We start from the raw sequence: 24,783 nt of genomic DNA on the forward strand, positions 1-24,783 counted from the left end.
GAGGGCTGGCTAGCATCTCCCACGATGGCTCTCCGTATGCCGCCGCACAGTCGGGCACCGGCGCCGCCACGTCGTGGCGTCGCCCCCGGCCGACCGGGCCGAGCACTGACCGTCTGTGATCAAGCGGTCGCCAGGCAGCGATCCGCCCCGCCGTCCGCCGCGTTTCCACCGCAACGGTGAACCGCCCGGCCCGCTGACCCGTATCCCGCACCGGATCGTTGGGAGTCTCGCCTTGGCCGCCGACCACACTCACCCCGCTCCGTCCGCCCCACCACGGGTGCGACGGATACTCGTCGTGACTGTGGTACCTCTCTTCGTCGCCACAGTGCTGGCCGCGGTGCTGCTCTGGCCTCGCGGCGGGTCACCACAGACCGATGGTGGTGCGGACGTGCCGCGCTACCCCGGGACTGTCACCCGGGTGGTGAGCGAGCCGTGCCCGCCGGCGCCGTCGGTTCCGGAGGGCACACCAAGGGTCGGCGACGGGCGGTGCGGCACTGTCGACGTCCGGGTGGACGACGGGCCGACCGCCGGCCAGCAGGTACGGACACCGGTGCCGGACGGGCCGGGCGCGCCCCGGGTCGAGGTCGGCGACGAGGTCGTCCTGGTCGAGCTGGCCGATCCGATCGATCCCGCCGTCAGCAACTGGAACATCGCCGAGCACCAACGCGGCACCCCGATGGTGTGGCTGGCGGTGGTCTTCGCGGCCGCGATCGTCGCGTTCGGCCGGTGGCGAGGTCTGGCCGCGCTCGCCGGGCTGGCCGCCAGCTTCGCCATCCTGCTCACCTTCGTGCTGCCGGGCATCAGCGCGGGCAGGTCACCGCTGCTGGTGGCGGTGGTCGGCGCGGCCCTGATCATGTTCGTGGTGCTCTATCTGACCCACGGGGTCACCGCACAGACCTCGGTAGCGGTGCTCGGCACACTGGGCAGCCTGGTGCTGACCGGCGTGCTCGCCACCATCGCCACGGCCGCGACCCACCTCACCGGCTTCGGCAGCGAGGACGCCACCACCCTGTCGATGTTCCAGGGCGACGTGGACCTGCACGGTCTGCTGCTCGCCGGGATCATCATCGGATCACTCGGCGTGCTCGACGACGTGACTGTCACTCAGGCAGCCACCGTCACCGAACTGGCGAACGCCAACCCCGGGCTGTCCCGGTTGCAGCTGTACCGTGCCGCCACCCGGGTCGGCCGCGCGCACATCGCCTCCACTGTCAACACCATCGTGCTGGCGTACGCGGGCGCGTCACTGCCGCTGCTGCTCCTGCTGACCGCCGACTCGCGGCCGATCGGGCAGATCCTCACCAGTGAGTTCCTCGCGCAGGAGATCGTCCGCAGCGCGGTCGCCACCCTCGGTCTGATCGCCGCCGTGCCGTTGACCACCGGGCTGGCAGCGGTGGTGACCGCCGCCGGGCGCGGCGGTGCCACGCCGTCCACCGGCGCTCCCGCGCCCCGGCCCCAGCCGGACCGCAGCGAGGCTCTGGCCGCACTCAGCTCACCGCGAACGGCCGGCTCCGACGAGCCGGACCGGACGCGGACCGCACCCCCATCCGAGGCCACCGACCGGTGGCCGGAGTCGAACAGGAGCACTGATACGGCATGGTGACACTCCTCAGCGTGACCAGATCGGGCATCCACCCTGAGAACCGCGTCACTGGTCACTCAACGCAATGGCGAAATGACGCTTTTGGTCGGCATCCAGGCGTAGCTCAGCCGGTCGACTCTCGGGTAACCTCGCTGCCGGTCACCGATGAAGGCGCGAAGCGGCGCCTGCGGTGCCACCGCCCAATCGCCAACCGGCGAGCCGGGGACCCAGGTACCTGGGGTGAATCCGCGTCAGCGGTAGGGGCCACTTCCGCCCCGAACCCGTCAGCTAACCCGGTCGGCGGTCGACGGAAGGGAACATTGTGACGGCACCCCTACGCCGCTGGTTGACACCCGTGGTGGCCGTGATCGCCGCACTGACAGTGCTCGCCGGGCCGCTGCCGGCGCACGCCGCCCCGACGAACCCCACACCGTCCGGGCACGAGGAGGACGGCGAGCCCAAGCTGCTCAACGACGTCATCGAGCAGGCCAACCGCGACTACTCCGCCGCAAAGTCCAAGCTGGACAAATCCAAGAAGCGGCAGGGCGAGTTGGCCGCGGAGGTCAACCGGGCCAAGGCCGACCTGGACGCGTTGGCCCCGCAGGTCGGGCAGATCGCCGCCCAGGCGTACCGGACCGGCCGGATCGGCGCGGTCGCGATGCTGCTGGAGAGCGACGCTCCCGACTCGTTCGTCCAGCGCGCCGGGCTGCTCGACGAGATGAACATGGTCAACGAGAAGAAGCTCTCCGAGGTCAACGAGGTGAAGGCCCGCGCCGAGCAGGCCAAGCTGGCCCTCGACACCGAGGTTCGGGAGCAGCAGAAGCAGACGGCCCTGATGGCGAAGCGCAAGAGCGAGGCCGACAAGGCGCTCTCCCTCGTGGGCGGGAAGGGCTTCACCGGCGGCCTGGTGGACGCCACCTCCAAGGTCGCGAAGATCGGCCCGGGTCGCACGGCCGACGGTGACTGGAAGCCGCAGTCGTGCAGCGAGAAGGACCCCACCACGTCCGGCTGCGTCACGCCGCGCACGCTGCACGCGTACAAGGAGGTCAAGGCGGCCGGCTTCAACCGGTTCGTCGGCTGCTACCGCCCCGGTGGGCCGTGGGAGCACCCGAAGGGCCGCGCCTGCGACTGGTCGCTGCAGAAGAGCGGGTTCTCCCCGTGGCACAACAACGACACCCGGACGTACGGCAACAACGTCGCCGCGTTCCTCATCCGTAACGCCGACCGGCTCGGCATCTACTACGTGATCTGGAACCGGCAGATCTGGTTCCCGGCCACCGGCTGGAGTTCGTACAGCGGGCCGTCGAACCACACCGACCACGTCCACATGTCGCTGCTCTGACCCGCACGATTCCCGTCGAGGGCCGTTCCGCGTGACGCGGGGCGGCCCTCGTCGCGTCAGACTGTGGCAGGCGCGGCCGGGTCGGTCGACTCGGGCGATCCGGCCGCTGTCGCCAACGTCGCGAAGCCGGCTGGCACGGCGGCCACCGGGCGCACCGCTCCGGCGGCCAGCCGGTAGGACACCCCCACCACCGCGCACCGCCCCCGCGCCACCTCGTCGGCCAGCACGGGAGACTGCCCGAGCAACGTCTCGACGGTCTGGGCGATGTGGATGTCGACGATGCCGTCGATGTCGTCCACGCCCTCGGCCTCGGCGCGGCGCAGGCTGGGCAGCACGGCGTCGACCACAGCGCGCAGATGACCGCTCGGCGCGGTTCCGGTCGCGGCGGACTCCCGGGCGGCCTGCACCGCACCGCACGAGTCGTGGCCAAGCACCACCACCAGCGGGGTGCCGAGCACTGTCACCGCGTACTCGACGCTGCCGAGCACCTCGGGGCCGGCGGTGTGCCCGGCGGTGCGAACCACGAACAGGTCGCCCAGACCCCGGTCGAAGATGATCTCGGCAGCGAGCCGCGAGTCGGAACAGCCGACGATCACCGCGAACGGGTGTTGCCCGTCGGCCACGGCGGCCCGGTGCCCGGCATCCTGGTTGGGGTGGCGTGGGGCGCCATCGACGAAGCGCCGGTTGCCGGCGACCAGCTCGGCGTACGCCCGGGTCGGCTCGCTGAGCGCGGTGGCTCGGTCGGTGGTCCGCTGCGGACTCGGCTGACCTCCGGAGCTCCCGGTATGACTCATCCCGCACCTCGTCTCGACGCATCTGGCCTGGTCAAGCCGGCTTTCCGCCGGCCGGGCGGGCGGGCGCTGGCTCGTGTTCCACCGTCACACGCACCGTAAGATGCGTCAAGGTATGCGTGATTTAGATTTCATACGTTGACTCCGGCCACCCCCTGGGCAACCTTCCCAGGGCAGCGCGGACCAGACTCTCGCGAGGGCAGGCGGACATCCGGAAAGGCGGTCACACGATGGCGAGCACGGTGACGGACGACACCGGCGGCGGGCGGAACTGGACGTTCCTCACCAACCACGGGCACGTGCTGCTGGCCATCGCCCGCGACCCGACCGCCCGGCTACGCGACGTCGCGGCCGAGGTCGGGGTGACCGAACGGGCCGCGCAGGCGATCGTCGCCGACCTGGAGGCAGGCGGTTACCTGCACCGCACCAGGGTCGGGCGCCGCAACGAATACACCCTCAACCCGGCCGGCCGGTTCCGGCACCCCGCCGAGGCCGACCGGCAGGTCGGCGACCTGCTCGCGCTGTTCGCCGACGTTCCCACAGCGAAGGCGGAGCCCCGGGCCTGACCCCGGTCACCGGGGCCGCTGACCGACGGTCACGGCGGTAACCTTTGCGGGTGCGCGAATGCCCGCCGTTGAGCGCGACCCCGTCCCGCCGTGCCCTTCGCGGCGTCCTCAGTGGAACGCTGGCGGTCCTGCTCGGCGCCGGCCTGGTGGCACCCTCCCCCGCGACCGCCGCGCCGCCCCTCTGCGGTCCCACCGGCACCGACAGCCTGACCCAGATGCCGTGGGCGCTGCGCCGGCTGGAGCCGTCCTCGGCCTGGCCGCTGTCCCGGGGCGCCGGGATCACGGTTGCCGTGATCGACTCCGGAGTCTCCGCCGCCCACCCGCTCCTCAAGGGGCAGGTGCTCGAGGGTCGCGACTTCAACGGCCTGCCGGCCCGGCAGGGCCAGTGCGACGAGGCCGGGCACGGCACGCTGATCGCCGGCATCATCGCGGGCCGGGAGGGCACTGTCGTCCCCTTCAGCGGCATCGCCCCGGCCGCCCGCATCCTGCCGATCCGGGTTCTGCCGCAGCTCGGCGCGGTCAACAACCCGCAACTCCCCGCGCAGATCGCCGCGGCCATCGACTGGGCGGTCGCGCAGGGCGCCGACGTGATCAACCTGTCCCTGACCACGATCCCCCGCCCCGAACTGACGGAGGCCGTCGAGCGCGCGCTGGCCAAGGGGGTGGTGCTGGTCGCCGCCGCGGGCAACCGGTCGGAAGATTCGCAGAACCTGCCGGGTTACCCGGCCGCGTACCCCGGCGTGATCGCGGTGGGCGGTGTGGACGAGCAGGGCGGCCACGTCGGCACCTCGATCAGCGGCGACTACGTCGACATCGCCGCACCCGGGATGAACATCGTCGGGCCGGCGCCCGGAAACAGCGGCTACCGCACCGTGCCGGAGGGCGGCACCAGCTACGCCGCCGCGTACGTGTCGGGAGTGGCCGCGCTGGTCCGGGCCGCCTACCCGAGTCTCGACCCGCAGCAGGTCGCGGATCGGGTGAAACGTACCGCGGACAACCCACCCGAGGGTCAGAACGCCGACATCGGGTACGGGATGGTCAACCCGTACCGGGCAGTGTCGAGCCTGCTCGGCACCAGGGCGAACCCGCCGGCCGGCGCGCTCCCGGCGCCCGCCGTGCGGGACGACCCGCTGAGCTGGCAGCGCCCCGCCGCGATCTGGGCGGCGGTCATCGGCGGGCTACTCGCCGTGTTGCTGCTGGTAGCGCGACCGATCATGGCCCTCGGCCGCCGACGCGACTGGCGCCCCGGCCGACGCACCGACGCGCCAACCGCCGACTGAGCGGCACACCGCAGCCCAGCGCCGACGCCCAACACAAAGCGGCTCCGGGCCGGGCGAACCGGACCGGAGCCGCTCGTGCGAATGCCTCAGCTCCACACCTTGGAGTTGCTCATCTCCGTGGTGAGGTAGTTTTCGCGGGCGATGCCCACGGCACCGCCGATCTCGTTCAGGATCCGGTTGATGTCCCGGACCGCCGCGTCCCACTTCGCCTGGTGCTGCTCGTAGGCAACCCGGTCCTCGCCGTCCCAGTGCAGCTTGGTCAGCATCGACCGCAGCGTGTCAAGCTTTTCCTCGAGGGTCTTCGAGATGGCCTGCATCTGCTGGTTGCTGCTCTCGAGGACCGCATAGTCAACTTTGATCGTCACGATTTCCTCCTCTGCCGGCTACGGATCACGGGTTGAGAGCAGAGTGGAACTTGTCCAGCATCTGCTGCTGCTCTTCGTCGTTGACCTGGTGCGTCGTACCCGACTTGTCGAGCAGGTCAGCGATGCTGTCCATCGCCGTCAGCAGTTTGACGGTGTCCTCGTTCCAGCGCGTCATCAGCGACTGGAAGCCCGTGGACGCCTGACCCTTCCACGCGATGGCCAGGTCATCGACGACGTTCCACAGCTTCTTCAGCTCGCCGTCGACCTCGCTGCGCGTGGACCGCACGTCACTCGCGGCGGTATGCAGAGTCGCAGCTTCGACCTCGAACGCCATGCTTCACACCCTTCCGTCTGTTGTGGTGGCGGCTTCGCCGCACCCCTCCCCCGCGGCAAGGCAGCAACACCCCACCGACGGACACTCCTGTGAAGACCGTAGCGGAACGTGTCCAGCCCTCGCAGCCCTGACCGGTGACGTTCGATGGATGGTGGTGAATCGGACCGGAACGGCTCACCACCCCCTACCGAACGACCGACAGCGCTCAGGTCGGCTCGGACCAGGCGGTCTGAATCAGCTGCTGGCCATCACGACGGCGAACCAGGGTGCCCCGGCCGGGCGGCTGCGGGCTCGGCCGCAACGTGCCGAAGACCGCGCCCTCCTCCCGGTTTCCGGACATCAGCAGGCCCGGCGAGTCCAACTCGCGCAGCCGTTGCAGCACCGGCTCGTACAGCGCCCTGGAGACACCACCGACCCGGCGCGTGACGATCAGGTGCAGACCGATGTCGCGGGCCTGTGGCAACAGCTCGTGGAGGGCGCTCAGCGGGTTGCTACCGCCAGAGGCCACCAGGTCGTAGTCGTCCACCAGGATGTACAGGTCCGGACCCTTCCACCAGCTCCGATCACGGAGCTGGGCGGTCGTCACGTCCGGGCCGGGCAGTCGGTTGGACAGCGCACTGCGGATCGACCCGAGCCCCTGGGCGAACGCCTGGTTCGACGGGGCGTAGTCGAGCAGGTGGTCACCCTCCACCGCCCCCAGCAGGCCACGCCGGTAGTCGGCGATCACCAGCCGGGCCTGCGCCGGCGTGTACCGCTCGGTGATCCCCCTGGCGATCAGGCGCAGCAGATTGGTCTTGCCGCACTCCGCGTCACCGAAGACCGTCAGGTGCGGCTCGTTGGCCAGGTCCAGGTAGACCGGCGCGAGTGCCGACTCGTTGACACCGACCGGGAGGCCGGGTGCCGACCGGTCGATGATCCGGGCCAGCTCCGCCACCGGCAGCCGGCGCGGCAGCAACCGCACCTTCGGCGCCGGACGACCCGGCCAGTTCGCCGCCACGTGCCCGGCCAGGGACAGCGAGGCCTCGCTCAGATCGTCGATGTCGCGACGACCGTCGATCCGCGAGATGGCGGTGAGGAAGTGCAGCTTGTCCCGGGTCAGGCCGCGACCGGGCGACTTCTCCGGCACATTGTTCGCCGCCCGACGGTCGATCTCGGACTCGGACGCGTCGCCGAGGCGCAGCTCCAACTTGGTGCCGAGCAGATCCCGCATGTTGATCCGGATCTCCGCCCACCGTACGGCGGTCAGCACCACGTGCACACCGAAGCCGAGGCCCCGGTTGGCCAACGTGGTGATTGTCTGCTCCAGCTCCTCGTACTCCTGGCGCAGTGTGTTCCACCCGTCCACCACCAGGAACACGTCGCCGAACGGGTCGTCCGCGAACTCACCGGCGGCACGACGACGGCGGTAACTCGCCACCGAGTCGATGCCGTGCTGGGCGAAACGAGCCTCCCGCTCGTCCAGGACGGCGACCACCTCGGCCACCGTCCGGCGGACCGCCTCGACGTCGCGCCGACCCGCCACCCCGGCCAGGTGCGGCAACCGCTCCATGCTGCGCAGCGCACCCCCGCCGAAGTCCAGACAGAAGAACTGCACCTCCCGCGGCGTGTGCGTGAGCGCCAGCGAGGCGAGCAGCGTACGCAGCATCGTGCTCTTGCCACTCATCGACCGACCGACGATGACCACGTTGCCGCCGGCCCCGGCCAGCTCCACCATCATCGGGTCCCGGCGCTGCTCGTAGGGGCGGTCAACCACGCCGACCGGCACTGTCAGTCGCCCGCGCCCGGGCCAGGAGGCGGTGCACAGCCCGTAGGTCGGGTCGACCGCCAGCGGGCCGAGCAGCTCACCCAGGCCCGGCGGGTCGGCCAGCGGCGGCAGCCACACCTGGTGGGCCGGGCGGCCCCGGCCCTTGAGCTGGTCGATCAGCACGTCGAGCATCGCCACGGCCTTGCCGTCGGCCGGCTGCTCCGGCTCCGGAGCGGTGGCAACCGGCACCTGCGGGACCTGCACCGGAACGAAATCGAGACCGTACGGCACGATCCGGCGCTGCACCAGCGCCTGCGAGGCGGAGGCCTGCTGCCCCGGCGCCCGGTACGCCCCCGACACGTACGCGGCCCGGAACCGCAGCATGGTGCTGGTGTCCGTCTTCAGGTAGCCGTGGCCCGGCGCGTTCGGCAGCTCGTACGCGTCCGGTACGCCGAGCACGATCCGGCTCTCCACGGCGGAGAACGTCCGCAGACCGATCCGGTACGACAGGTGCGTGTCGAGGCCCCGCAGCTTGCCCTCCTCGAGGCGCTGGCTGGCCAGCAGCAGGTGCACGCCGAGGGACCGACCCAACCGGCCGATCATCACGAACAGGTCGATGAAGTCCGGTTTGGCGGCGAGCAGCTCGCTGAACTCGTCACAGATGATCAGCAGGCTGGGCATCGGCGCCAGCGGCTCACCGGCCGAGCGCGCCTTCTCGTACTCGAAGCGGGAGACGTAGTTGCCGGCCGCCCGCAGCAGCTCCTGCCGGCGCACCATCTCGCCGGCGAGCGCGTCGCGCATCCGGTCGACAAGTGGCAGCTCGTCCGCCAGGTTGGTGATCACCGCGCTGGTGTGCGGCAGCGCCTCCAGCGAGGCGAAGGTCGCGCCGCCCTTGAAGTCGACCAGGACGAAGTTCAGTTCCTCCGACGAGTGGGTCACCGCCAACGCGGCCACCACCGTACGCAGCAGCTCGCTCTTGCCGGAGCCGGTCGCACCGATCACCAGACCGTGCGGGCCCATGCCCTCGTGCGCCGACTCCTTGAAGTCGAGCTCGACCACGTTGCCGTCCGGGCCGACGCCGAGCGGGATGCGCAGCCGGTCGCGGTGCCCACGCGGGCGCCAGGTGTTCTGCACGTCCACCGCCGCGGCGTCACCGACGCCGAGCAGATCCGGCAGCTCCGTGCTGCGGGCCAGCGGCTCGTCGCCGCCGGTCTGCTGCTGGGAGAGCCGGAAGGGGGCGATCTGTCGGGCCAGCCCCTCGGCGGCCTCGGCGCTGAGCCGGTCGGGCCGGCCCAGCGTCGACGACGAACTGCCCCGGACCAGGTCGAGTGAGCCTCCGTCGTTCACGTCGAGGCAGAGCAGCCAGCGGCCGGCGTCGCGCGGCACAGTCCCGGAGAGGTCGATCACTGTGGCGCCGAGCAGCCCCGGGCCAACCAGCTGACAGGTCGGCGAGATCTCCCCGCCGTCGATCACCACGACCAGGTGCGGGGCGGTGGTCAGAGGCTTGGCCTCCGGCGCGAACCGAGGCCGCCCGGCCAGCTCGGCGACGAGCGAGGCCTCGGCCTCGGCCAGGCTGGCGAAGACCAGCCGGCGCGCGCCGGCCGCGTCCGTACGACCGCTGTGGTGGGCGTGTGGCAGCCACTTCACCCAGCCCCAGGACGACTGCCGGTCGGGTGCGGCGACCACCGCGATCACCAAATCGTCAGGTGCGTGGAAGGTGGCCAGCTGCCCCAGCGCCGCCCGGGTCAGGTCGAGCACCGGCTCACGGTCGCCGCGCAGCACCACCCGGCTGAACGCGCGCACCGACAGCGCCGTCGGCAGGTCCGGCACCGTGGAGTGTGCCCGGACGAACCGGCGAAGCGCGATGGCGCTCATCGGCTCCAGGTCCTCCACCGGCTTCGTCTCCGGTGGGACGATCTCCACGGCAAGGCGCTGCGGGCCGAGGGCGATCCGGGTCTCGCCGAAGTCGTCCTCGGTGATCCGCCGCTCCCAGAGTCGCCGGGACGCGGCGATCGACCAGAGCGCGTCGGGCTCCGGGTGCCGCCAGGCCATCGCGGCCCGCTGCTGCTCGGCGGCACGCCGGGTGCGCTTGCGCATCTGCGCCAGGTAGCGCATGTAGTCGCGGCGATCGGCGTTCAGCTCCGCCTTGTCCTTGCCACCGCTGTTGGCCAGCGAGCCGATCGCCATGCCGAGCATCGAGACACCGAACAGACCACCGGCGACGTAGGTCATCATGCCGCCGCCCTTGCCGGCGTAGAGGAACGCCATGGCGCCGACCCCACAGAACATCGGCAGGATCATGAGCAGCTGCCCCATCCCGCGGGGCGTCGGCTCGGGCAGCTCGGGAGGCGATTCCAGCAGCACCTCGCCGCGCGGTAAGGCCGGCCCCGGCTGACGCGTGAGCCGGCGGAACACCACAGTGCTCACGGCTGTCTCCTCCCCAGAAGCGGCCCTGATGACGTGCCGCCCGCGGAACACCGCCCGCGGGTGGGCATCGTACGTGCCGTCATCGTAGGTAATCTGCCGTGTGCGCGGTGGACCCGGACCGCAGCATTCCAGTCAGCCGATCACAGACGCACACCTGGAGGCCACTGTGGCGACGAAGACGGCGACCGGTGGTCTCAGCCGGATCACCATCGTGGCTCCGCGTACCCGGATGGATCTGGCGCTGCCGTCGGACGTGCCGTTGGCCGACCTGCTCCCCACCCTGCTGCGCTATGCCGGTGAGGACATGGCCGACGAGGGTGCGCGGCACGGCGGATGGGCACTGTCCCGATTGGGCGGCGCGCCCCTCGACGGTGGTCGTACCGCGGCGCAGCTCAGCGTCCGCGACGGTGAGGTGCTCTACTTCAACCCCCGGTCCGACGCGGCGCCGGAGATCGTCTTCGACGACGTGGTGGACGCGGTCGCCACCGCTACCAACCAGCGCCCCGGCGCGTGGCAGGTAGGCGCGACCCGCTCCTTCGCTGTGGTCTTCGCGGCGGCGGCGTTCGGCGCCGGCGCGCTGGCAGCCCTCTTCGCAGGTCCGCCGCACCTGCCCGGCGCGCTGGCCGCGCTGCTGGTCGCGGTGGCGCTGCTGGTGGGCGCGGCGGTGCTGTCCAGGGCCGCCGGTGACAGCGGCATCGGCGCGGTGCTGGCCCTGGTCGGTCTGGTGCACGCGGCCACCGGCGGCCTGCTACTGCTCGCCGGCGATCGATCGTTGACCGACCTGGCCAGTCCGCATGTCCTTCTCGCGGCGACCGCCGCGGTGGTGGCCGGCGCGGTGGCAGTGCTGGCTGTCGGCGACCGGTACCCCCTCTTCTTCGCGGCGATCGGTGTCGCGGCAGCGACCGGCCTGGGCGCTGTGCTCTGCCTGGCCCTCGGCCTGGACGCGGCGGCCTCCGCCGCGGTGGTCGCGGCTGTCGCGTTCGGCGTGGTGCCGGCGCTGCCGATGATGGCCTACCGGCTGGCCCGACTGCCGGTGCCGTCGATTCCGACCGGCCCGGAGGACCTGAAGACCGACAGCGAGTCGGTGGACGGCCGGCAGGTGCTCCAGCAGAGTGAGCGCGCCGACCAGTTCCTCACCGGTCTGCTGTGGACGGTCTCGCTGCTGGTGCTGGGCGCACAACTCGTACTGGCCCTGGACGGCCGCCTGCCCGCGGTGCTGCTGTGCCTGGTGCTGGCCCTGCTGGCGCTGCTGCGGGCCCGCCCCCTCCTGGGCCGGGCCCAGCGCACCCCGGTGCTGCTGGCCGGCACCGTGGGTCTGGGCCTGGCCGCCGCGACCACCTTCGCCGGTGGGTCGCTGCCGGTCCGGCTCGGCCTGATCCTGGGCGGTCTGGTGCTCGCTGCGGTGATCAGCCTGATCTACGGTCTGACCGTCGCCGGCAAGCGCATCTCGCCGGTCTGGGGCCGCCTGCTCGACATCGCCGAGATCCTGCTCATCATCTCGCTGGTGCCGCTCGCCTTCTGGGTCTGCGGCCTCTACGGCTGGATCGTCAACCTCCGACCCTGACCGTGCGCCGCCGCCGGCCCGGTCAGCGCGACCGCGGACCGGTGGCGACGCCCATCGCCGATGCGACCGGAGCGGTCGCGTAGACGCCCGGAGCATGCTGACCGTCCATCGGCCGGGTGGACGCGCCCACCCGGTCGGCGACCTCACGAACCACCTTGACCAGGGCCTCGACGTGGTTGTCCATCGCCGCGACCCGCAGCAGCGGTGCCGCCACCCGACCGTCCGACGAGACGGTCACGGCCACCGTGTGCGACGGCGCCGAGGTCGCGGTGATCGCGTCCACCAGCGGACCGAGCGGCGCGTCGAAGCGGCCCCGCAGCGCCATGCAGCGGTGCGTCCAGCCGCCGCCCCGCAACCCACGCCAACTCTCCGCCGGCGCCTCGGGCACCAGGTCCAGACCGGCGGCCGAGACGATGGCCGCGCGTAGCTCCTCCCGGCCCAGCGGGCGATGGGCCAGCCCCGCCGAGGTCAGCGCCTTGCCGAGCCGGCCGATCCCGGCCGCCACCGTCCGATGGACGCCGGTCAACCCGCCGCCCCGGCTCACCGCCTCGACCCGGGCGTCCCGGACGGTGAGCCGCACCGCCACCCACACGGTCCGGTGGGCAGCCGGCGGCGCACCGGGTGCCGGGTACCAGACCAACGTGTGCGCGACGACCTGGGCCCGGGAGACCGGGGCGCTGAAATCCGCGAGCACCCGCAGCGCGCGGTCCACAGCGGCGGCGTCGACGGAGCCGACCGCCGCACCGGTCGCGGACTGCAGGGCGACCGCGGCGAACCAGCCCTGGTCGTCACGCCCGATGCCGAGCCGGGTGCCTCGGTCGGTCAGCTCGATGACGCTCAGCTCAGGAGCGAGCGCAGCCAACCTCGGGTCGGTCGCCGTACCGCTGGCCAGCGCAGCCGACGCCCGCTCGCCGCGTCGCCGCAACCGCCGGCGCAGCAGCAGGTCCTCGAACCACCAGCGACCACCCCGACGGGCGAAGGCCGCCAGGGCGACCAGCAGCGCCGCGGCGCCCGCCGCGGCGAGCACCCAGCTGGGCCCGGCCGTGGCGGCCCAGACGCCGACCACGCACAACTCCAGTACGACGAGCTGCCCGACCAGCACGGGGCCCACCCGCCCACGGCCGGGCCGCTCGGCCGGGGGCGCCGGCCGGGTCGGAACGTCGACAGGGTCCGTGACCGCTCGGACGGGTGGCGCCTGAACCTGCGTCATCGCTGACTGTCCCTCCTGGACGGTACGACTCTGCGCCGGGTCTCCTCCGGTGCCGGCCACGAGCGGCGGTCCCAAGGAACCACCGTCGGCCCCTTATCGTAGGGAAGTCCGCGACGGCACCCCGACCCTGATCGTCGCGGATCCACCCCGCCGGAGGTAAGTCATGCGGACCCGCCGCGATCAGGTGCAGGCGTACCGCTTCGTCACCCGCCGCATCGTCTCCGCCTTGCTGTCGGGCGATCCGGAGACCACCAACCTGCCGATGCGACGTCTCGGCATGGCCGTCTTCGGCAGTGTCCTCACCGCCGCCATCGTGCTCGGCGGGGTGGGTGCCTACGGCCAGTTGACAGGTGGCGCGGCGCCGCTGGACGACCAGACCCTGGTCATCGAACGGGAGACCGGCGCGACGTACGTGTTCATCGAGGGCAAGCTGCATCCGACGCTCAACTACACCTCGGCGCGCCTCATCGTGAACGACGCGAGTGCCCAGGTGCGGACGATGTCCCAGGCGTCGCTGCGGGACCGGCCCCGCGGCGTCACCGTCGGCATCGTCGGGGCACCGGACGCTCTGCCGGACCGCAAGTCGCTGACCGGGCTGCCGTGGTCGGTCTGCGACGTACCCGACCCGGTCGACAGGCAGCGGTCCAGCACCCGGCTGGTGATCGATCGCGCGCTGCCCGGCGGCACGCCGCTGGGTGACCGGGCGGTGCTGGTCTCGGTGAACGACCAGCGGTACCTGGTCACCAACAACACCCGACTCCAACTGCTCGATCCGTCCCGCACGATCACGGCGCTGCGGATGGCCGGCACCGAGCGACTCCAGGTCGGGCAGCAACTGCTCAACGCCGTGCCGGCCGGGCCACCGCTACGCCGGCCGTCGCTGCCCGGTGAGGGCGAGCCCAGCAGTCGCACGGTGGCCGGGCAGACGCACGACGTCGGTTCGGTGTTCAAGGCCGCCGGGCGGCACTACGTGCTGACCCGGGACGCTCTCGTCTCGATCAGTGAGATCACCGCTCTGCTGCTCGTCAGCAACGGCGGTCGGATCACCGACATCACACCGAACCAGGCCAGCGAGGCGTTCGAGGAGCGGCGGATCGAGGAGGAGGGTGTGCCCCCGACGATGCCCGCCCTCTACCCGGCCCAGCCCGGTCAGACCACGCTGTGCGCGACGTACCGCAAGGGCATCGCGGGCGGTCCGCCGACCACCACACTGGAGGTCTTCGACCGGGTGCCGACCGAGTTGACCGACAGCGATCCGGGCATGGTGCCCGTGCGCCAGACCAGGCGCGACGCCGTACGCACCGCCGAGGCGGTGCTGCTGCCCGGCGGCAAGGGTGTCATCGCGCAGGCCTCACCCGGTGCCGGGACCAGCGGGTCCGGCGCCGCCGGGTCGACGATCTACCTGATCAGCCCGCAGGGCATCCGGTATCCGCTCGGCTCGGCGGCGACGCTGGACGTGCTCGGCTACGGCGGGATCACCCCGCTGGCGGTGCCCGGCTCGCTGCTCGCACTGATCCCGACCGGGCCGACTCTGGACCGCGAGGACGCGTTCGCCGTCTTCACTGCCGACGGGCCGGCGCCGTCCGCACCACCGTCGGCCGCGCCGAGGTCGGGCTCACCATCCGCGGTGCCGCCCTCGGGCACGCCGTCCGCGGCGCCACCGTCGGGGTCGACACCGTCGGGGTCGGCCAGTGGCACCCCGTCGAGCGGCGGAACCGGCGGGGGGTCAACGGGATCGACCGGCGCCGACGGCTGAGCGGCTTCGACGGGTCGCCCGGAGTCGCACTGGTGGACTAACCTGGATGTCGCTGACGGTTGTCAACCAGAACGACGGGGATGTTGCCATGGCCGGGCGTACGGAAGTCGACCTGTTGTCCCTTGAGGACTTCCACGAGCACCTGGCGTCGCGGTTGAGCCAGGCCGAGTCGGTGCTGCGCAAGCTCAACACCGAGATGCAGTGCCGTCCTCCGGCGCTGGGCTCGTTCTTCGACGCCACCGACAAGGCGCGTCGCTACAGCGAGGTCCACCAGTCCTATGTCGAGCAGGCCGAACGAATCCGGCAGGCGGTGCTGGCGGCGCAGCAGGCGACCAGCACGATCCTGAGCAACTACCGCACCGCCGAGGCCCGTAACGCGGCCAACGCCGACGACGTCACCGCCGCGCTGACCCCTGTCGACCGCGTGTTGCAGCCGAAGGAGGACGGGCGTGTCTGAATACACCCAGCGCTACCAGGGCAACAGCCACCAGCAGCTGTACGACGGCCTGATGGCGGGCAAGCCGGAGCAGATCGAGGGCGTGGCCACCCAGTGGGCCGAGCTCAAGGGCATCCTCGACGGCCTCGGCCGGGAGCTGAGCGGCGACCTCGACAAGCTCAGCAACACGTGGACGGGTTCGGCGGGTCGGGAGTTCCACCGGCGACTCAGCTTCATCGTCGCCCACACCGACGCGTTGGGTGAAGGGATGGCCGGCATCAAGCAGGGGTTGACCATGATGGCCGACCATCTGCGCGTCGCCCACAAGCAGGCCGAGAGCCCTGAGGAGACCGACGACAACGACAAGGCGATCGGTGGTGCGATCAAGGGTGGCGCCGCCTTCGGTCTGACCGGTCTGATCGTCGGCGGCATCGCGGGTCACCAGCAGGACAAGGCCGAGCAGGAGAAGGCCCACCAGCGGATGGTGAACCTGGTGGCCGGCCTGGCCAACAGTTACGAACTCTCCGCCTACGACCGGGTGGTCGAGCCGCCCCCGCCGGACCCGGACACTCCGACCACCGCCCGCAAGGATCCGACGACGCCACAGAGTGTCTCGGCCATCGCCAGGGTCTCCGGCGGTCCCAACACCGGCGCGGACACCGCGCGCACCGGCGACGCGACCATCTCGTCGCCCGACCGCGTTACCCAACTGCCGGGCGACGGTTCGACCACGGGCGAGGTCGGCTCGGGCACCGGTGGCAGCCCGGCTGTCGGCGCCACGCCGATCGGCGCTGGCGGCGACCTTGCTGACCGCGGCACCTCCCTCGCCGGAGCCGACCCACTCGTCGGCGGCGCGCTGCTCGGTGGTGGTGCCGCCGGGCTGGTCGGGCTGTCCGGGCCGGCCGGCGCGCCCACTGCGGCGAGCACCGGTCCCGGCCTGCTCTACGGAGCACAGGGCGGTTCACCGGCCGGCGGGGTGTTGCGCAGCGGCGCGCTCGCGGGCTCGGGCAACGCGCCCCCCACCTCGACTCGACCGACCGGCGGTGGTGCGGCCGCGACGGAGACCCGCGCCGCCAACGGGGTCGGGCGCAGCATCGACGGCCAGCGCGGTGGGAGCGGCGGACGCCCGGCCATGGCCGGCGGCAACGCCCGACCGGGGTCCGGCAGCGGCCGACCCGGTGTTCTCGGCGGGCAGGGTCGAGCGCAGGACGACGACTCCGACGAGCGGCTGACCTGGTTGACCGAGGACGAGATGGTGTGGCAGGGCGACGACAAGGCCGCGCCTCCGGTGCTCGGCACCGGCGACTGATTACGGCCTGCCGCCGGCACGCACGCACCACCGGCGGTGCCGCCCCGACGATGCACGGTGCCCCCGATCGGACCCGATCCGGTCGGGGGCACTGCCGTTCCCGGTCCCGACCGACGGCGTCCACAGTGCGCATGGTGGTGGTGGTCACGCCTGCGCCGTCCATCGCCGTGCTGCGGTAGGCCAGGACGGGCGATAGGTTGGTCGGGTGTCGTCCGCAGCGTCTGTCCGCCCAGCCAGGTGGGCTGTGCTGCGGTCACTGCGGGAACTGACCCGCCTGGCGGTCACCGCGCTGGTGCTCGCGGTCGGCCTCGGTGCCGCTCTCGCCGCGACCCCACCGCCCGCCCCCACGCAGCTGCGGCCCAGTGCCGTGAGCAGCCAGGTGGCGAGTGTCCGCCCCGACGCCGGCCCGGCCAGTCAGCGGGCCGCCCAGCCCGCTGAGGCCCCGCCGGCTGGCACGCTCGATACCGCCACGGCGACCGGTCCGGTCGCGGCGGGCCCGGTGCACGTCCCGGCCATCGATCCCGGCCGTGGCTCTCCTGCACGACGCGGCCCGCCCGCCCGCTGAGCCAGGCCCGGCCATCCCCGGGGCCCGATCCCGACTGATCCTCCCGCACGGCGCCTGAGGTTGCCGTCGACGGGACCATCCCGCCACCGAGCCGACCGGTGCTACCGGGCTTTCTGCCGCCCGTCGATACCCGCCTTCGACCGCGAGGTGCTGATCATGCAAACCATCCTCTCCGCCGTCCTGCCAGACCTCTCCCGGGCCGCCGTCATCTGGCTGAGCCTGCTCGGGGTGGTGGCCGTCGCTGTCTCCGCTCTCCTGCTGCGGCCCGGCCGGCTCCGCTTCGACCCGGGCTCCCGGATCCGCCGCGCCGCCATGCCGAGCCAACTTGAGCAGGCCCAGGAGGAGCGGGAGCAGAGCCGCTACGCGCAGGAGGTCGCGGTGGCGGCGGAGCGGGCGACCACCACCGTGCGGCGCCGCCGGGCGGAGTGGGTGGCCGCGCAGGAGGCGGTCGAGGCGGCCTGGCTGACCTACGAGGCGGCCGAGGCCGGCGTACGGCGGCTCGACGCGGCGGCGGCGATGCCGCTGCCGCACACCGCACGGACCCCCGCCGAGTACGCCGACCGCGAGCGCTACCTGCACCGGGCGGCACTGGATGCGTACTGGCGGCGGGAGCTGTCGGTGGAGCAGCTCAGCGACGTCTTCGCGCACCGCGACGGCTGGGACCCGCGACTGCACCCGGTCGAGCAGGAGCTGGTGCTCCAGCGGGCGATCCGGGACAATCTGGCGGCCCGGCACGCCGCAGCCCGCGAGCGGGAACAGACCGCGTGGCGGGCGGCGGAGTTGGCGGTGGCCGCGGCGCGCAGTCTGCGCGAGGAGGCGCACGCCGCGACCGGCCGACGGGTCGCCGAGTCGGCGTCGGTGCTGCCGCTGAGCGAGGTTGCCCGACCGGTGGGCGCGCAGCCTCGGGAGAACGTCGAGCAGACCCGGGAGAACAAGGTGACAGCACGCGGTCGTGCGACGGTGCCCGCGTTCTGAGCCGCGCGGGCTCGGGTGGGCTAGCGTGACGGCATGTCCCGACAGGCGTGGGTCCTCGTGGTGATCGCCAGCATCCTGGCGCTCGCCACACTGGTCGGTGCCGTGGTGCTGGCGGTGCGGGTGGTGCGTACCCGGCGGATGCTGACCGGGCTCGGCGCGGGCGGCAAGGTCGCCTTCTACGGGGCGCTGATCTACACGATCTTCCCGGTCGACGTGCTGCCGGACCCGATCTACCTGGATGACATGGGTGTCCTGGCCGCCGCCCTGATCTACCTGACCCGGCTGGTGCACAAACGTCGGGCGGCGGGTCGCCAACTACCCGGTCAGCCGGACGCCCCGACTGATCAGGGCCAGGTGCGCCGCCGCGTGCCATGATCGGGGTCGGTTCGGCGGACAGGGGACGGGCATGACGGGCGATCATCGGTTGGACGTGCACGATGAGCGGGTTGTCGCCTTCTGCGCCGAACGACACCTGGCGACGCTGACCACCCTCCGGGCGGACGGCACCCCGCACGTCGTACCGGTCGGGGTGACTCTCGACCCGGCGGCCGGCCTGGCCCGGGTCATCACCTCCGGCGCCTCCCGAAAGGCCCGTCAGGTGGCGGCTGCCGGCGCGGCGGGCGCAGCGGTGGCGGTGTGTCACGTGGATGGCCGCCGCTGGTTGACAATCGAGGGTCGCGCGGTGCTGCGGTCGGATCCGGCCGCCGTGGCGGAGGCGGAGCGGCGGTACGCCGAGCGGTATCGGACACCACGTCCGAATCCGGAGCGGGTGGTCATCGAGATCACCGTGACAAGGCTGTTGGGCAGCCTCTGAGCTGACCGTGTGTCCCCGCTGACCGGTTCGGGTCGGGCAGGGATGCCGCACTACCCCGGTGCCCGCTGCCGGCGGAATTCTCCGTGGAGCAGAGTGGTTACGCCCTCGGTACGCCCAGGGCCGAGACCACCGATGGTCGGCCCACGTGTTGCGCCGAGCGCCATTCCCGGTGCTGCCGCCCTCCGCTGGCCGGAGGCGCCAACCCCCGAACGGAGACTCGACAATGAACCCGATCGTCCAGAAGAGCGGTCTGTCCGTCGTCGGCCTGCTGGTCGCCGGCGGCTGCGCCCTCGGCCCTGCGGTGGCCGCGCAGGCCGCCCCGGCTCAGGCCGCCCCGGCCTCGTCGAGCCAGAACGACAGGCACGCCGAGCGGATCCTCGGCGTCGACTACCAGGCCCAGCCGAACTTCTACTACTGCGGCCCGGCCGCGACCCGGATCGCGTTGTCCGCTCAGGGCAAGGCGCTGTCCCAGGACGAGGTGGCCCGGCTGCTCGGCACCACCGAGGCGGGTACCCCCTCGGCCCTGGACACCACTCGGGTGCTGAACGAGCTGACCGGCGGCAAGTACCGGACCACGGAGATCCGTGATTCGGTGGCCCGCCCCGACCAGGTCGAGCAGCTGCGCCGTGACGTGCTGGCGGCGGTGGACGCCGGCCGCCCGGTGGTGGCCAACATCAAGGGCACGACGGTGGACACCGACGGCAACCCGCACTCGTACGAGGGTGGCCACTACCTGACCCTCGTCGGCTACCGCGACGGTGGTGACACGATCCGGGTCGCCGACCCGGCCGACCCGGCGTTGGGCGAGTACTGGATGAGCCTGCCGAAGGTCGCCAACTGGATCGCCGAGCGCGGCTACTCCTCCTGAGCATGACGGTTCACCGGGCCGGCCTCTCCCGTGCGGGGAGGCCGACCCGTCCGTCGTTACGGGCCCGGGCGGCGAGGTGCGCGCGTCGACGGGCTCGGGCGGCTCGCGTCGGTCGGGCCCGGTGCAGTTGTCGGCGGACCGGCGGGTGGATCTCCGCCTCGCCGGCTCCGGCCGCGCGGCGCACGATCCGGTTGGCGTCCTCGGGTTCGTTACCGGCGGCACGGAGCAGGTCGCTGGCCGCGGTACGCAGTCCGGTGACAAGGGATTCCCCGAAGGATTTGACCCCGCTCGCGGAGGCCCGCCCGGCCAGTTCTGCGCACTCCTCGACCAACCGGCGGGTACGTCGGGGGTCGTCACCGACCTTGCACTCCACCCGCATCTCTGCCACCGCCTGACCCAACCGGCCCATCGAATCCGGCAGCTCCGGCGGAATCGGCTCGTCGTACTGCAGTGCGGTGGTCGACCAGCGGGCCATGGCGCGGGTGTCCAGCAGCAGCCGCTCCAGGTGACCCGCGCTGCGGGCGTAGCTGTGGTACTGCTGCCGACGATGCCAGCGCACCGGGGCGATCGTCACCACCTCCTCGGCGCCGCTGAGCGCGTCGTGCAACCGGCCAAGGTCGTCGTCGGTGCCGCGGAGCCGCTCCAGGACGCCCAAGGTCCCGGCGCCGTCGCGCTCGCGCAGCGCCCGCGCCAGCTCGGCGAGTTGCTCGCAGAGGATCGTGAAGATCGGTGCCGCGGCGCGGTCCAGCACCCGCATCGGGTTGATCGGCAACAGGAGCGCGACCACGACCAAGCCGACTGCCCCACCGACGAGAGCGTCGAAGATCCGGGGCACCTCCAGGCCACGCTCCATCGGTGCCAGCGTGGCGATCAGCACTGCGGTACCGCCGGCCTGACCGACCAGCGGACCACCCTTTCCCGCCACCAGCAGTGCGGCGGCGATGGCCAGCGCCACCACCACGCCGGTCTGCCACGGACCCGAGCCGAGCAGGAATCGCAGCGTGTCCCCGATGACGATGCCGAGGGCAACGCCGCCCAACAGCTCGAAGGTCCGGCGGGCCCGCTGCCCGATGGCGGTGGCGATCGTACCGACGGCGGCGGCGGGAGCGAACACGTGTGATCCGGGGCCGAGCAGATTCTTGGCGAGCAGGGCGGCGATGGCCGCGGCCAGCCCGGCCTGGATGGAGATCACCAGGGTGACCTCCCACTGCCGGGCCCGGATCCGGCCGGCCTGCCCACCACGGTGCCGTACCCGCCGGACCGTCCGCTCGGCGGTCTCATCGAACCGCGACTGATCGCGGTCGGCGGTTGGGCGGTCGTCGGCCATGGCGGCGGTTACCCCGGCGGCGGCAGGGCAATCGTGACGGCCGGGCACCACCGCCACCGCCAGCACCACCGACCTCGTCGGACGCATCGTCAACCGTAGGTTTGTGCAGCCCCGTGGGGGTACCAGAGCCACACACCTCCCACCGATCCGCAACCGGTAAGGGGCCGTGACATGACCAATCCACCGACCACCGACGACCACGACGTCGTCGACATCCTGGTGTCCGATCATCGTGAGATCGAGGCAGTCCTCGTCGAGTTGGCGACCCGGCAGGGCACCCCCGAGCACCGCCGACGCCTCGCCGACGTGGTGATCGCCGAACTCGTCCGCCACTCGGTGGCCGAGGAGGCGTACGTGTATCCGATCGCCCGAAAGGTGCTGCCCGACGGCAACGAGATCGCCGACCGGGAGATCGCAGAGCACGCCGACGCCGAGCGGACCATGAAGGAGTTGGAGTCAGCCGACCCGTCCGACCCCCGCTTCGACGAGCTGCTCGCCCACCTGACCAGCACCGTCCGACACCACGTGGCGGAAGAGGAGAAGGAGCTCTTTCCCCGGCTGCGCGCGGCGACGGCCCGGGAGGAACTGGTCGAGATCGCTGCCCGGGTGACGACGATCAAGGAGATCGGGCCGACCCGGCCACATCCGGGGAGCCCGGAGCACCCACCGGCGAACAAACTACTCGCCCCCGGCATCGGTCTGGTCGACCGGTTGCGCGACGCGTTGAGCGGCCGGCCGACCTCGATGGACGAGCTACGCGACAAGCAACAGCGCTGACCCGCGCATCATCCGGGCCCGGCACTCCCGGGTCGCCGACGGCTCGGCGGCCCGGGAGGAACGCGCCGGGTCAGCGGACCTGGTCGCCCTCACCGGTGCGCGCCTGGGCCTGGTCCACGCCCTTGTCGATCTGATCGCCGTACTTGCCGCCGGTGCGCTTGTCGGCCATGTCGCCGGCCTTCTCCGCACCCTGGTCGACCTGCTTGTCGTGCTTGTCCGCGAAGTCCTTGGCCTTGTCCATGAAGTCACCCACGGCGTTCCTCCTCAGTCCGGTCCGTCCCCTTCGCGTTCCCTCGGCCGGACCACGCAAACGCCGCCGCTTCGGACGTGATTCGCGAACACCCGCCCACGTCACTCCGACCGACGTACGATCCGCCCGGGCGACGGCCAGCGATACTGGTGTCGGGGAACCGCCGACCGGGTACCGACCTCGTCGACATCGAGGAGGACCGACATGGCCGCAGAGGAACCCGCACCGACAGGCGGCCCCGGGCCGCGCCAGACCTGGGCGGCGCTGCCGTGGCTGGTCCGGACGGCGGTGTTGTGGAGCGCCTGCCTTGTGGTGATCGCCGCGGGGCTCTACCTGCTCGGCCAGATCGCCGTCCTGTTGGCGCCGCTGGCCATCGCGCTGGCCGCCACCATCTTCCTCACCGCGCTGCTCGACCCGGTCCTGCTGCTACTGCGCCGGTTGCGCCTGCCGGCGGCGCTGGCCGCGCTCTGCACCGTACTGCTGCTGCTCGGCATCCTGGTCGGCGTCGGCGCCCTGGTGTGGAACCTGACCGCCAGCCAGTTCGATCAGCTCAGCCAGGAGTTGACGCAGGGGGTCGAACGCAGCCGCGACTTCGTGACGTCCACCCTGCCGGTCAGCGAGGCACAGCTGGACCGGCTGGTCGACCAGGCCCGGGAAGGGCTCAGTGGCAGCTCTCCGGACCCGGTGGCCGGTGCCCGGACCGCCACCGAGGTGTTCGGCTCCGCACTGCTGGCTCTGGTGCTGCTCTTCTTCCTGCTCAAGGACGGCCGGTCGATGTGGCACTGGGTGCTGTCCCGGGTGTCCGGCCCGAACCAACCCGTGCTGGCCGAGGCCGGCCGCAACGGCTGGCAGACGTTGGGCGCGTACAGCCGGGGCACCATGTTCATCGCGGCGATCGACGCGCTGGGCATCGGGCTGGCTCTCGTGGTGCTGCGGGTGCCACTCGCCCTGCCGCTGGCGTTGATCACGTTCCTCGGCGGGTTCGTGCCGATCATCGGGGCCACTGTGGCCGGTGCGGTGGCGGTGCTGGTGGCGCTGGCCGCGAACGGTCCCACCACAGCGCTGCTCACCCTCGCGGCGGTGATCGCCGTACAGCAGATCGAGGGCAACCTGCTGGAGCCGCTGGTCATGAAGCGGCAGGTCCGACTGCATCCGGCGGTGATCCTGGTGGCGGTCACCGCGGGCACGCTGATCGCGGGCATCGCTGGCGCCTTCGTCAGCGTCCCGATCACCGCCGTCCTCTGGCGCGTCATCGACACCGTGCAACAGCGCCGCTCGGCCTCGGCTCTCCTGCCCGCAGACTGAGCATTACCGACCGAGGTGCGTGGTGAACCAGGTGCCAGCCTGATCGGCGACCTGCTCAAGGGTGCCGGGCTCCTCGAAGAGATGGGTGGCGCCGGGGATCACCCGTAGCTCGCCGACCTGCCCCAACTCGGCCAGCGCCCGCTCGTTGAGCGTGATCACCTCTTCGTCCAGCCCGCCGACCAGGAGCAACGTGGGGGTACGCACCTGGGCCAGCGCGTTCCCGGCCAGGTCCGGCCGACCACCGCGGCTGACCACGGCGGCCACCCGATCGGCGCGGGACGACGCCGCGACAAGGGCAGCGGCAGCACCAGTGCTGGCCCCGAACAGACCGATCGGCACATCGCCGGCAGGACGCTCCACCGCCAGCCAGTCGACGATCCCGGCCAGCCGGCTGGCCAGCAGCCCGATGTCGAAGCGCAGTTCGGCCGTTCGGGCGTCCACCTCGTCCTCGGCGGGAGTGAGCAGGTCCGCCAGCACCGTGCCGAGCCCACGGCCATTCAGCGTCCGGGCCACCGCCACGTTGCGCGGGCTGTGCCGGGAACTGCCGCTGCCGTGCGCGAACAGCACCACGCCGACCGGCTGGGCGGGCAGCGTCAGGTCGGCGGGGACGTGGGCGTCCCCGATCGGAATGGTCACGCTGCGCTGCTCGTCCATGCCCCACCTCCGCGTGCTCGCCGGTGGTCCGCCGGGTACCCCGCCCGCCGCCGGGCACGCACGCCGCGACCGCGTCACCGCGGGCCGTGGGGACGCCGCCGGGCCGCGTTTGCCCGCTGGGGCGTCGGGTACGCGACGGGCGACCGCAGACCGTGTCGGCGCAGCCGCGCCCCGACGGATCGCGAGGATCGCCATGGCCAAGCAGCAGATTTCCCGGCAGCAGCAGCTGACCGAGCGAACCCAGCGTGAACAGGACGCCGAGCGCAATCAGGACGTCGGGGACCAGGATTTCGGAGACCAGGCCGCTTCGGCCCGGCTGCCCGACGACCCGAAGGCGGCGGCGCCCCGGGACGCGATCGGACGTCCGTCGACCGGCGAGCCGGTCTGAGCCACCTGGGCCGGCGAGCCGGTCATGACCCACAGCGCGGGCGGGGGGGGGGGGGGGGCCCCCCCCCCCCCCCCCCCAGGTCGCCGGCGGGGCACCCCCGCCGCCGGGCACCCGCCCCGGGGGGCGGGGGCGGCGGGGCGCGCGCGCGCGGCGG

Annotated in this window: 24 protein-coding genes and 1 riboswitch; of the genes, 16 read left to right on the plus strand and 8 right to left on the minus strand. The window is 72.2% G+C overall.

The features are described from left to right. The first annotated feature begins 232 nt into the window (after positions 1–232). A complete protein-coding gene (locus AB0C20_RS02565) occupies positions 233–1,603 on the plus strand; it encodes a YibE/F family protein (RefSeq protein WP_357567084.1) in 1,371 nt (456 codons plus the stop codon). A 166-nt stretch (positions 1,604–1,769) separates the two neighbouring features. Continuing rightward, a riboswitch (cyclic di-AMP (ydaO/yuaA leader) is annotated at positions 1,770–1,900 on the plus strand. Between the two features lie 4 nt (positions 1,901–1,904). After that, on the plus strand, positions 1,905–2,924 hold the full coding sequence (locus tag AB0C20_RS02570; RefSeq protein ID WP_357189151.1) for a hypothetical protein: 1,020 nt from the start codon (positions 1,905–1,907) through the stop codon (positions 2,922–2,924). Between the two features lie 56 nt (positions 2,925–2,980). Here the strand turns inward: AB0C20_RS02570 and AB0C20_RS02575 are convergent, their stop codons facing one another. Beyond that, complete coding sequence (locus AB0C20_RS02575; protein WP_357567085.1) at positions 2,981–3,718, minus strand: carbonic anhydrase; 738 nt, start codon at positions 3,716–3,718, stop codon at positions 2,981–2,983. 227 nt (positions 3,719–3,945) lie between these two features. On the opposite strand from AB0C20_RS02575, the gene AB0C20_RS02580 reads away from it, so the two are divergent. Next, positions 3,946–4,281, plus strand: a complete 336-nt coding sequence (locus AB0C20_RS02580) for a MarR family winged helix-turn-helix transcriptional regulator (protein ID WP_266303812.1) — start codon at positions 3,946–3,948, stop codon at positions 4,279–4,281. Between the two features lie 50 nt (positions 4,282–4,331). Beyond that, positions 4,332–5,561: a type VII secretion-associated serine protease mycosin gene (gene mycP / locus AB0C20_RS02585; RefSeq protein ID WP_357189147.1), complete on the plus strand. Its 1,230-nt coding sequence runs from the start codon at positions 4,332–4,334 to the stop codon at positions 5,559–5,561. 86 nt (positions 5,562–5,647) lie between these two features. Here the strand turns inward: mycP and AB0C20_RS02590 are convergent, their stop codons facing one another. The 3 genes from AB0C20_RS02590 to eccCa form a co-directional block, all read right to left on the minus strand. Beyond that, positions 5,648–5,926 (minus strand): WXG100 family type VII secretion target, encoded by a 279-nt coding sequence (locus AB0C20_RS02590; RefSeq protein WP_030329555.1) that lies wholly within the window; start codon positions 5,924–5,926, stop codon positions 5,648–5,650. Between the two features lie 25 nt (positions 5,927–5,951). Beyond that, on the minus strand, positions 5,952–6,260 hold the full coding sequence (locus AB0C20_RS02595) for a WXG100 family type VII secretion target (protein ID WP_030329557.1): 309 nt from the start codon (positions 6,258–6,260) through the stop codon (positions 5,952–5,954). 205 nt (positions 6,261–6,465) lie between these two features. Continuing rightward, positions 6,466–10,431 (minus strand): type VII secretion protein EccCa, encoded by a 3,966-nt coding sequence (gene eccCa, locus AB0C20_RS02600; protein ID WP_357189144.1) that lies wholly within the window; start codon positions 10,429–10,431, stop codon positions 6,466–6,468. 166 nt (positions 10,432–10,597) lie between these two features. On the opposite strand from eccCa, the gene eccD reads away from it, so the two are divergent. Then, positions 10,598–11,995 (plus strand): type VII secretion integral membrane protein EccD, encoded by a 1,398-nt coding sequence (eccD, locus tag AB0C20_RS02605; protein ID WP_357189142.1) that lies wholly within the window; start codon positions 10,598–10,600, stop codon positions 11,993–11,995. Positions 11,996–12,017: 22 nt separating this feature from the next. Here eccD and AB0C20_RS02610 read toward each other — a convergent pair whose 3' ends face one another. Then, positions 12,018–13,205 (minus strand): type VII secretion protein EccE, encoded by a 1,188-nt coding sequence (locus AB0C20_RS02610; protein WP_357189140.1) that lies wholly within the window; start codon positions 13,203–13,205, stop codon positions 12,018–12,020. 163 nt (positions 13,206–13,368) lie between these two features. Here AB0C20_RS02610 and eccB point away from each other — a divergent pair, with 163 nt between their 5' ends. The 8 genes from eccB to AB0C20_RS02650 all read left to right on the plus strand — a co-directional run bounded on the left by eccB (position 13,369) and on the right by AB0C20_RS02650 (position 19,928). Beyond that, positions 13,369–14,961, plus strand: a complete 1,593-nt coding sequence (gene eccB / locus AB0C20_RS02615; protein WP_357567087.1) for a type VII secretion protein EccB — start codon at positions 13,369–13,371, stop codon at positions 14,959–14,961. A 46-nt stretch (positions 14,962–15,007) separates the two neighbouring features. Beyond that, on the plus strand, positions 15,008–15,418 hold the full coding sequence (locus AB0C20_RS02620) for a hypothetical protein (RefSeq protein WP_357189136.1): 411 nt from the start codon (positions 15,008–15,010) through the stop codon (positions 15,416–15,418). Continuing rightward, the gene (locus tag AB0C20_RS02625) at positions 15,411–16,706 is read left to right on the plus strand and encodes a hypothetical protein (protein ID WP_357189133.1); all 1,296 of its coding nucleotides are present in this window, start codon (positions 15,411–15,413) and stop codon (positions 16,704–16,706) included. Before AB0C20_RS02620 ends, AB0C20_RS02625 begins: the two co-directional genes overlap by 8 nt. 244 nt (positions 16,707–16,950) lie before the next feature. After that, positions 16,951–17,271 (plus strand): hypothetical protein, encoded by a 321-nt coding sequence (locus AB0C20_RS02630; protein WP_357189130.1) that lies wholly within the window; start codon positions 16,951–16,953, stop codon positions 17,269–17,271. Between the two features lie 156 nt (positions 17,272–17,427). Next, positions 17,428–18,246, plus strand: a complete 819-nt coding sequence (locus AB0C20_RS02635; RefSeq protein ID WP_357189127.1) for a hypothetical protein — start codon at positions 17,428–17,430, stop codon at positions 18,244–18,246. Between the two features lie 33 nt (positions 18,247–18,279). Then, a complete protein-coding gene (locus AB0C20_RS02640) occupies positions 18,280–18,621 on the plus strand; it encodes a YkvA family protein (RefSeq protein WP_357189124.1) in 342 nt (113 codons plus the stop codon). 31 nt (positions 18,622–18,652) lie between these two features. Beyond that, on the plus strand, positions 18,653–19,060 hold the full coding sequence (locus AB0C20_RS02645; protein ID WP_112639689.1) for a TIGR03618 family F420-dependent PPOX class oxidoreductase: 408 nt from the start codon (positions 18,653–18,655) through the stop codon (positions 19,058–19,060). 223 nt (positions 19,061–19,283) lie between these two features. Continuing rightward, positions 19,284–19,928 (plus strand): C39 family peptidase, encoded by a 645-nt coding sequence (locus AB0C20_RS02650; protein WP_091395184.1) that lies wholly within the window; start codon positions 19,284–19,286, stop codon positions 19,926–19,928. 10 nt (positions 19,929–19,938) lie between these two features. Here the strand turns inward: AB0C20_RS02650 and AB0C20_RS02655 are convergent, their stop codons facing one another. Beyond that, complete coding sequence (locus AB0C20_RS02655; protein WP_357189120.1) at positions 19,939–21,342, minus strand: FUSC family protein; 1,404 nt, start codon at positions 21,340–21,342, stop codon at positions 19,939–19,941. Positions 21,343–21,426: 84 nt separating this feature from the next. Here AB0C20_RS02655 and AB0C20_RS02660 point away from each other — a divergent pair, with 84 nt between their 5' ends. After that, positions 21,427–22,032 carry a hemerythrin domain-containing protein gene (locus AB0C20_RS02660; protein ID WP_357567088.1) on the plus strand — a complete coding sequence of 202 codons (606 nt, stop codon included), beginning with the start codon at positions 21,427–21,429 and terminating at the stop codon, positions 22,030–22,032. 70 nt (positions 22,033–22,102) lie between these two features. Here AB0C20_RS02660 and AB0C20_RS02665 read toward each other — a convergent pair whose 3' ends face one another. Next, the gene (locus AB0C20_RS02665; protein ID WP_091395189.1) at positions 22,103–22,285 is read right to left on the minus strand and encodes an antitoxin; all 183 of its coding nucleotides are present in this window, start codon (positions 22,283–22,285) and stop codon (positions 22,103–22,105) included. 201 nt (positions 22,286–22,486) lie between these two features. Here AB0C20_RS02665 and AB0C20_RS02670 point away from each other — a divergent pair, with 201 nt between their 5' ends. Beyond that, positions 22,487–23,587, plus strand: a complete 1,101-nt coding sequence (locus AB0C20_RS02670) for an AI-2E family transporter (protein WP_357189114.1) — start codon at positions 22,487–22,489, stop codon at positions 23,585–23,587. Between the two features lie 3 nt (positions 23,588–23,590). Here AB0C20_RS02670 and AB0C20_RS02675 read toward each other — a convergent pair whose 3' ends face one another. Beyond that, positions 23,591–24,241: a dienelactone hydrolase family protein gene (locus AB0C20_RS02675; RefSeq protein WP_357189110.1), complete on the minus strand. Its 651-nt coding sequence runs from the start codon at positions 24,239–24,241 to the stop codon at positions 23,591–23,593. Between the two features lie 193 nt (positions 24,242–24,434). Here AB0C20_RS02675 and AB0C20_RS02680 point away from each other — a divergent pair, with 193 nt between their 5' ends. Next, the gene (locus tag AB0C20_RS02680) at positions 24,435–24,629 is read left to right on the plus strand and encodes a hypothetical protein (RefSeq protein WP_091395197.1); all 195 of its coding nucleotides are present in this window, start codon (positions 24,435–24,437) and stop codon (positions 24,627–24,629) included. Positions 24,630–24,783 lie beyond the last annotated feature (154 nt).

The organism is Micromonospora sp. NPDC048843 (assembly GCF_040649965.1).
GTDB lineage: Bacteria > Actinomycetota > Actinomycetes > Mycobacteriales > Micromonosporaceae > Micromonospora > Micromonospora hortensis.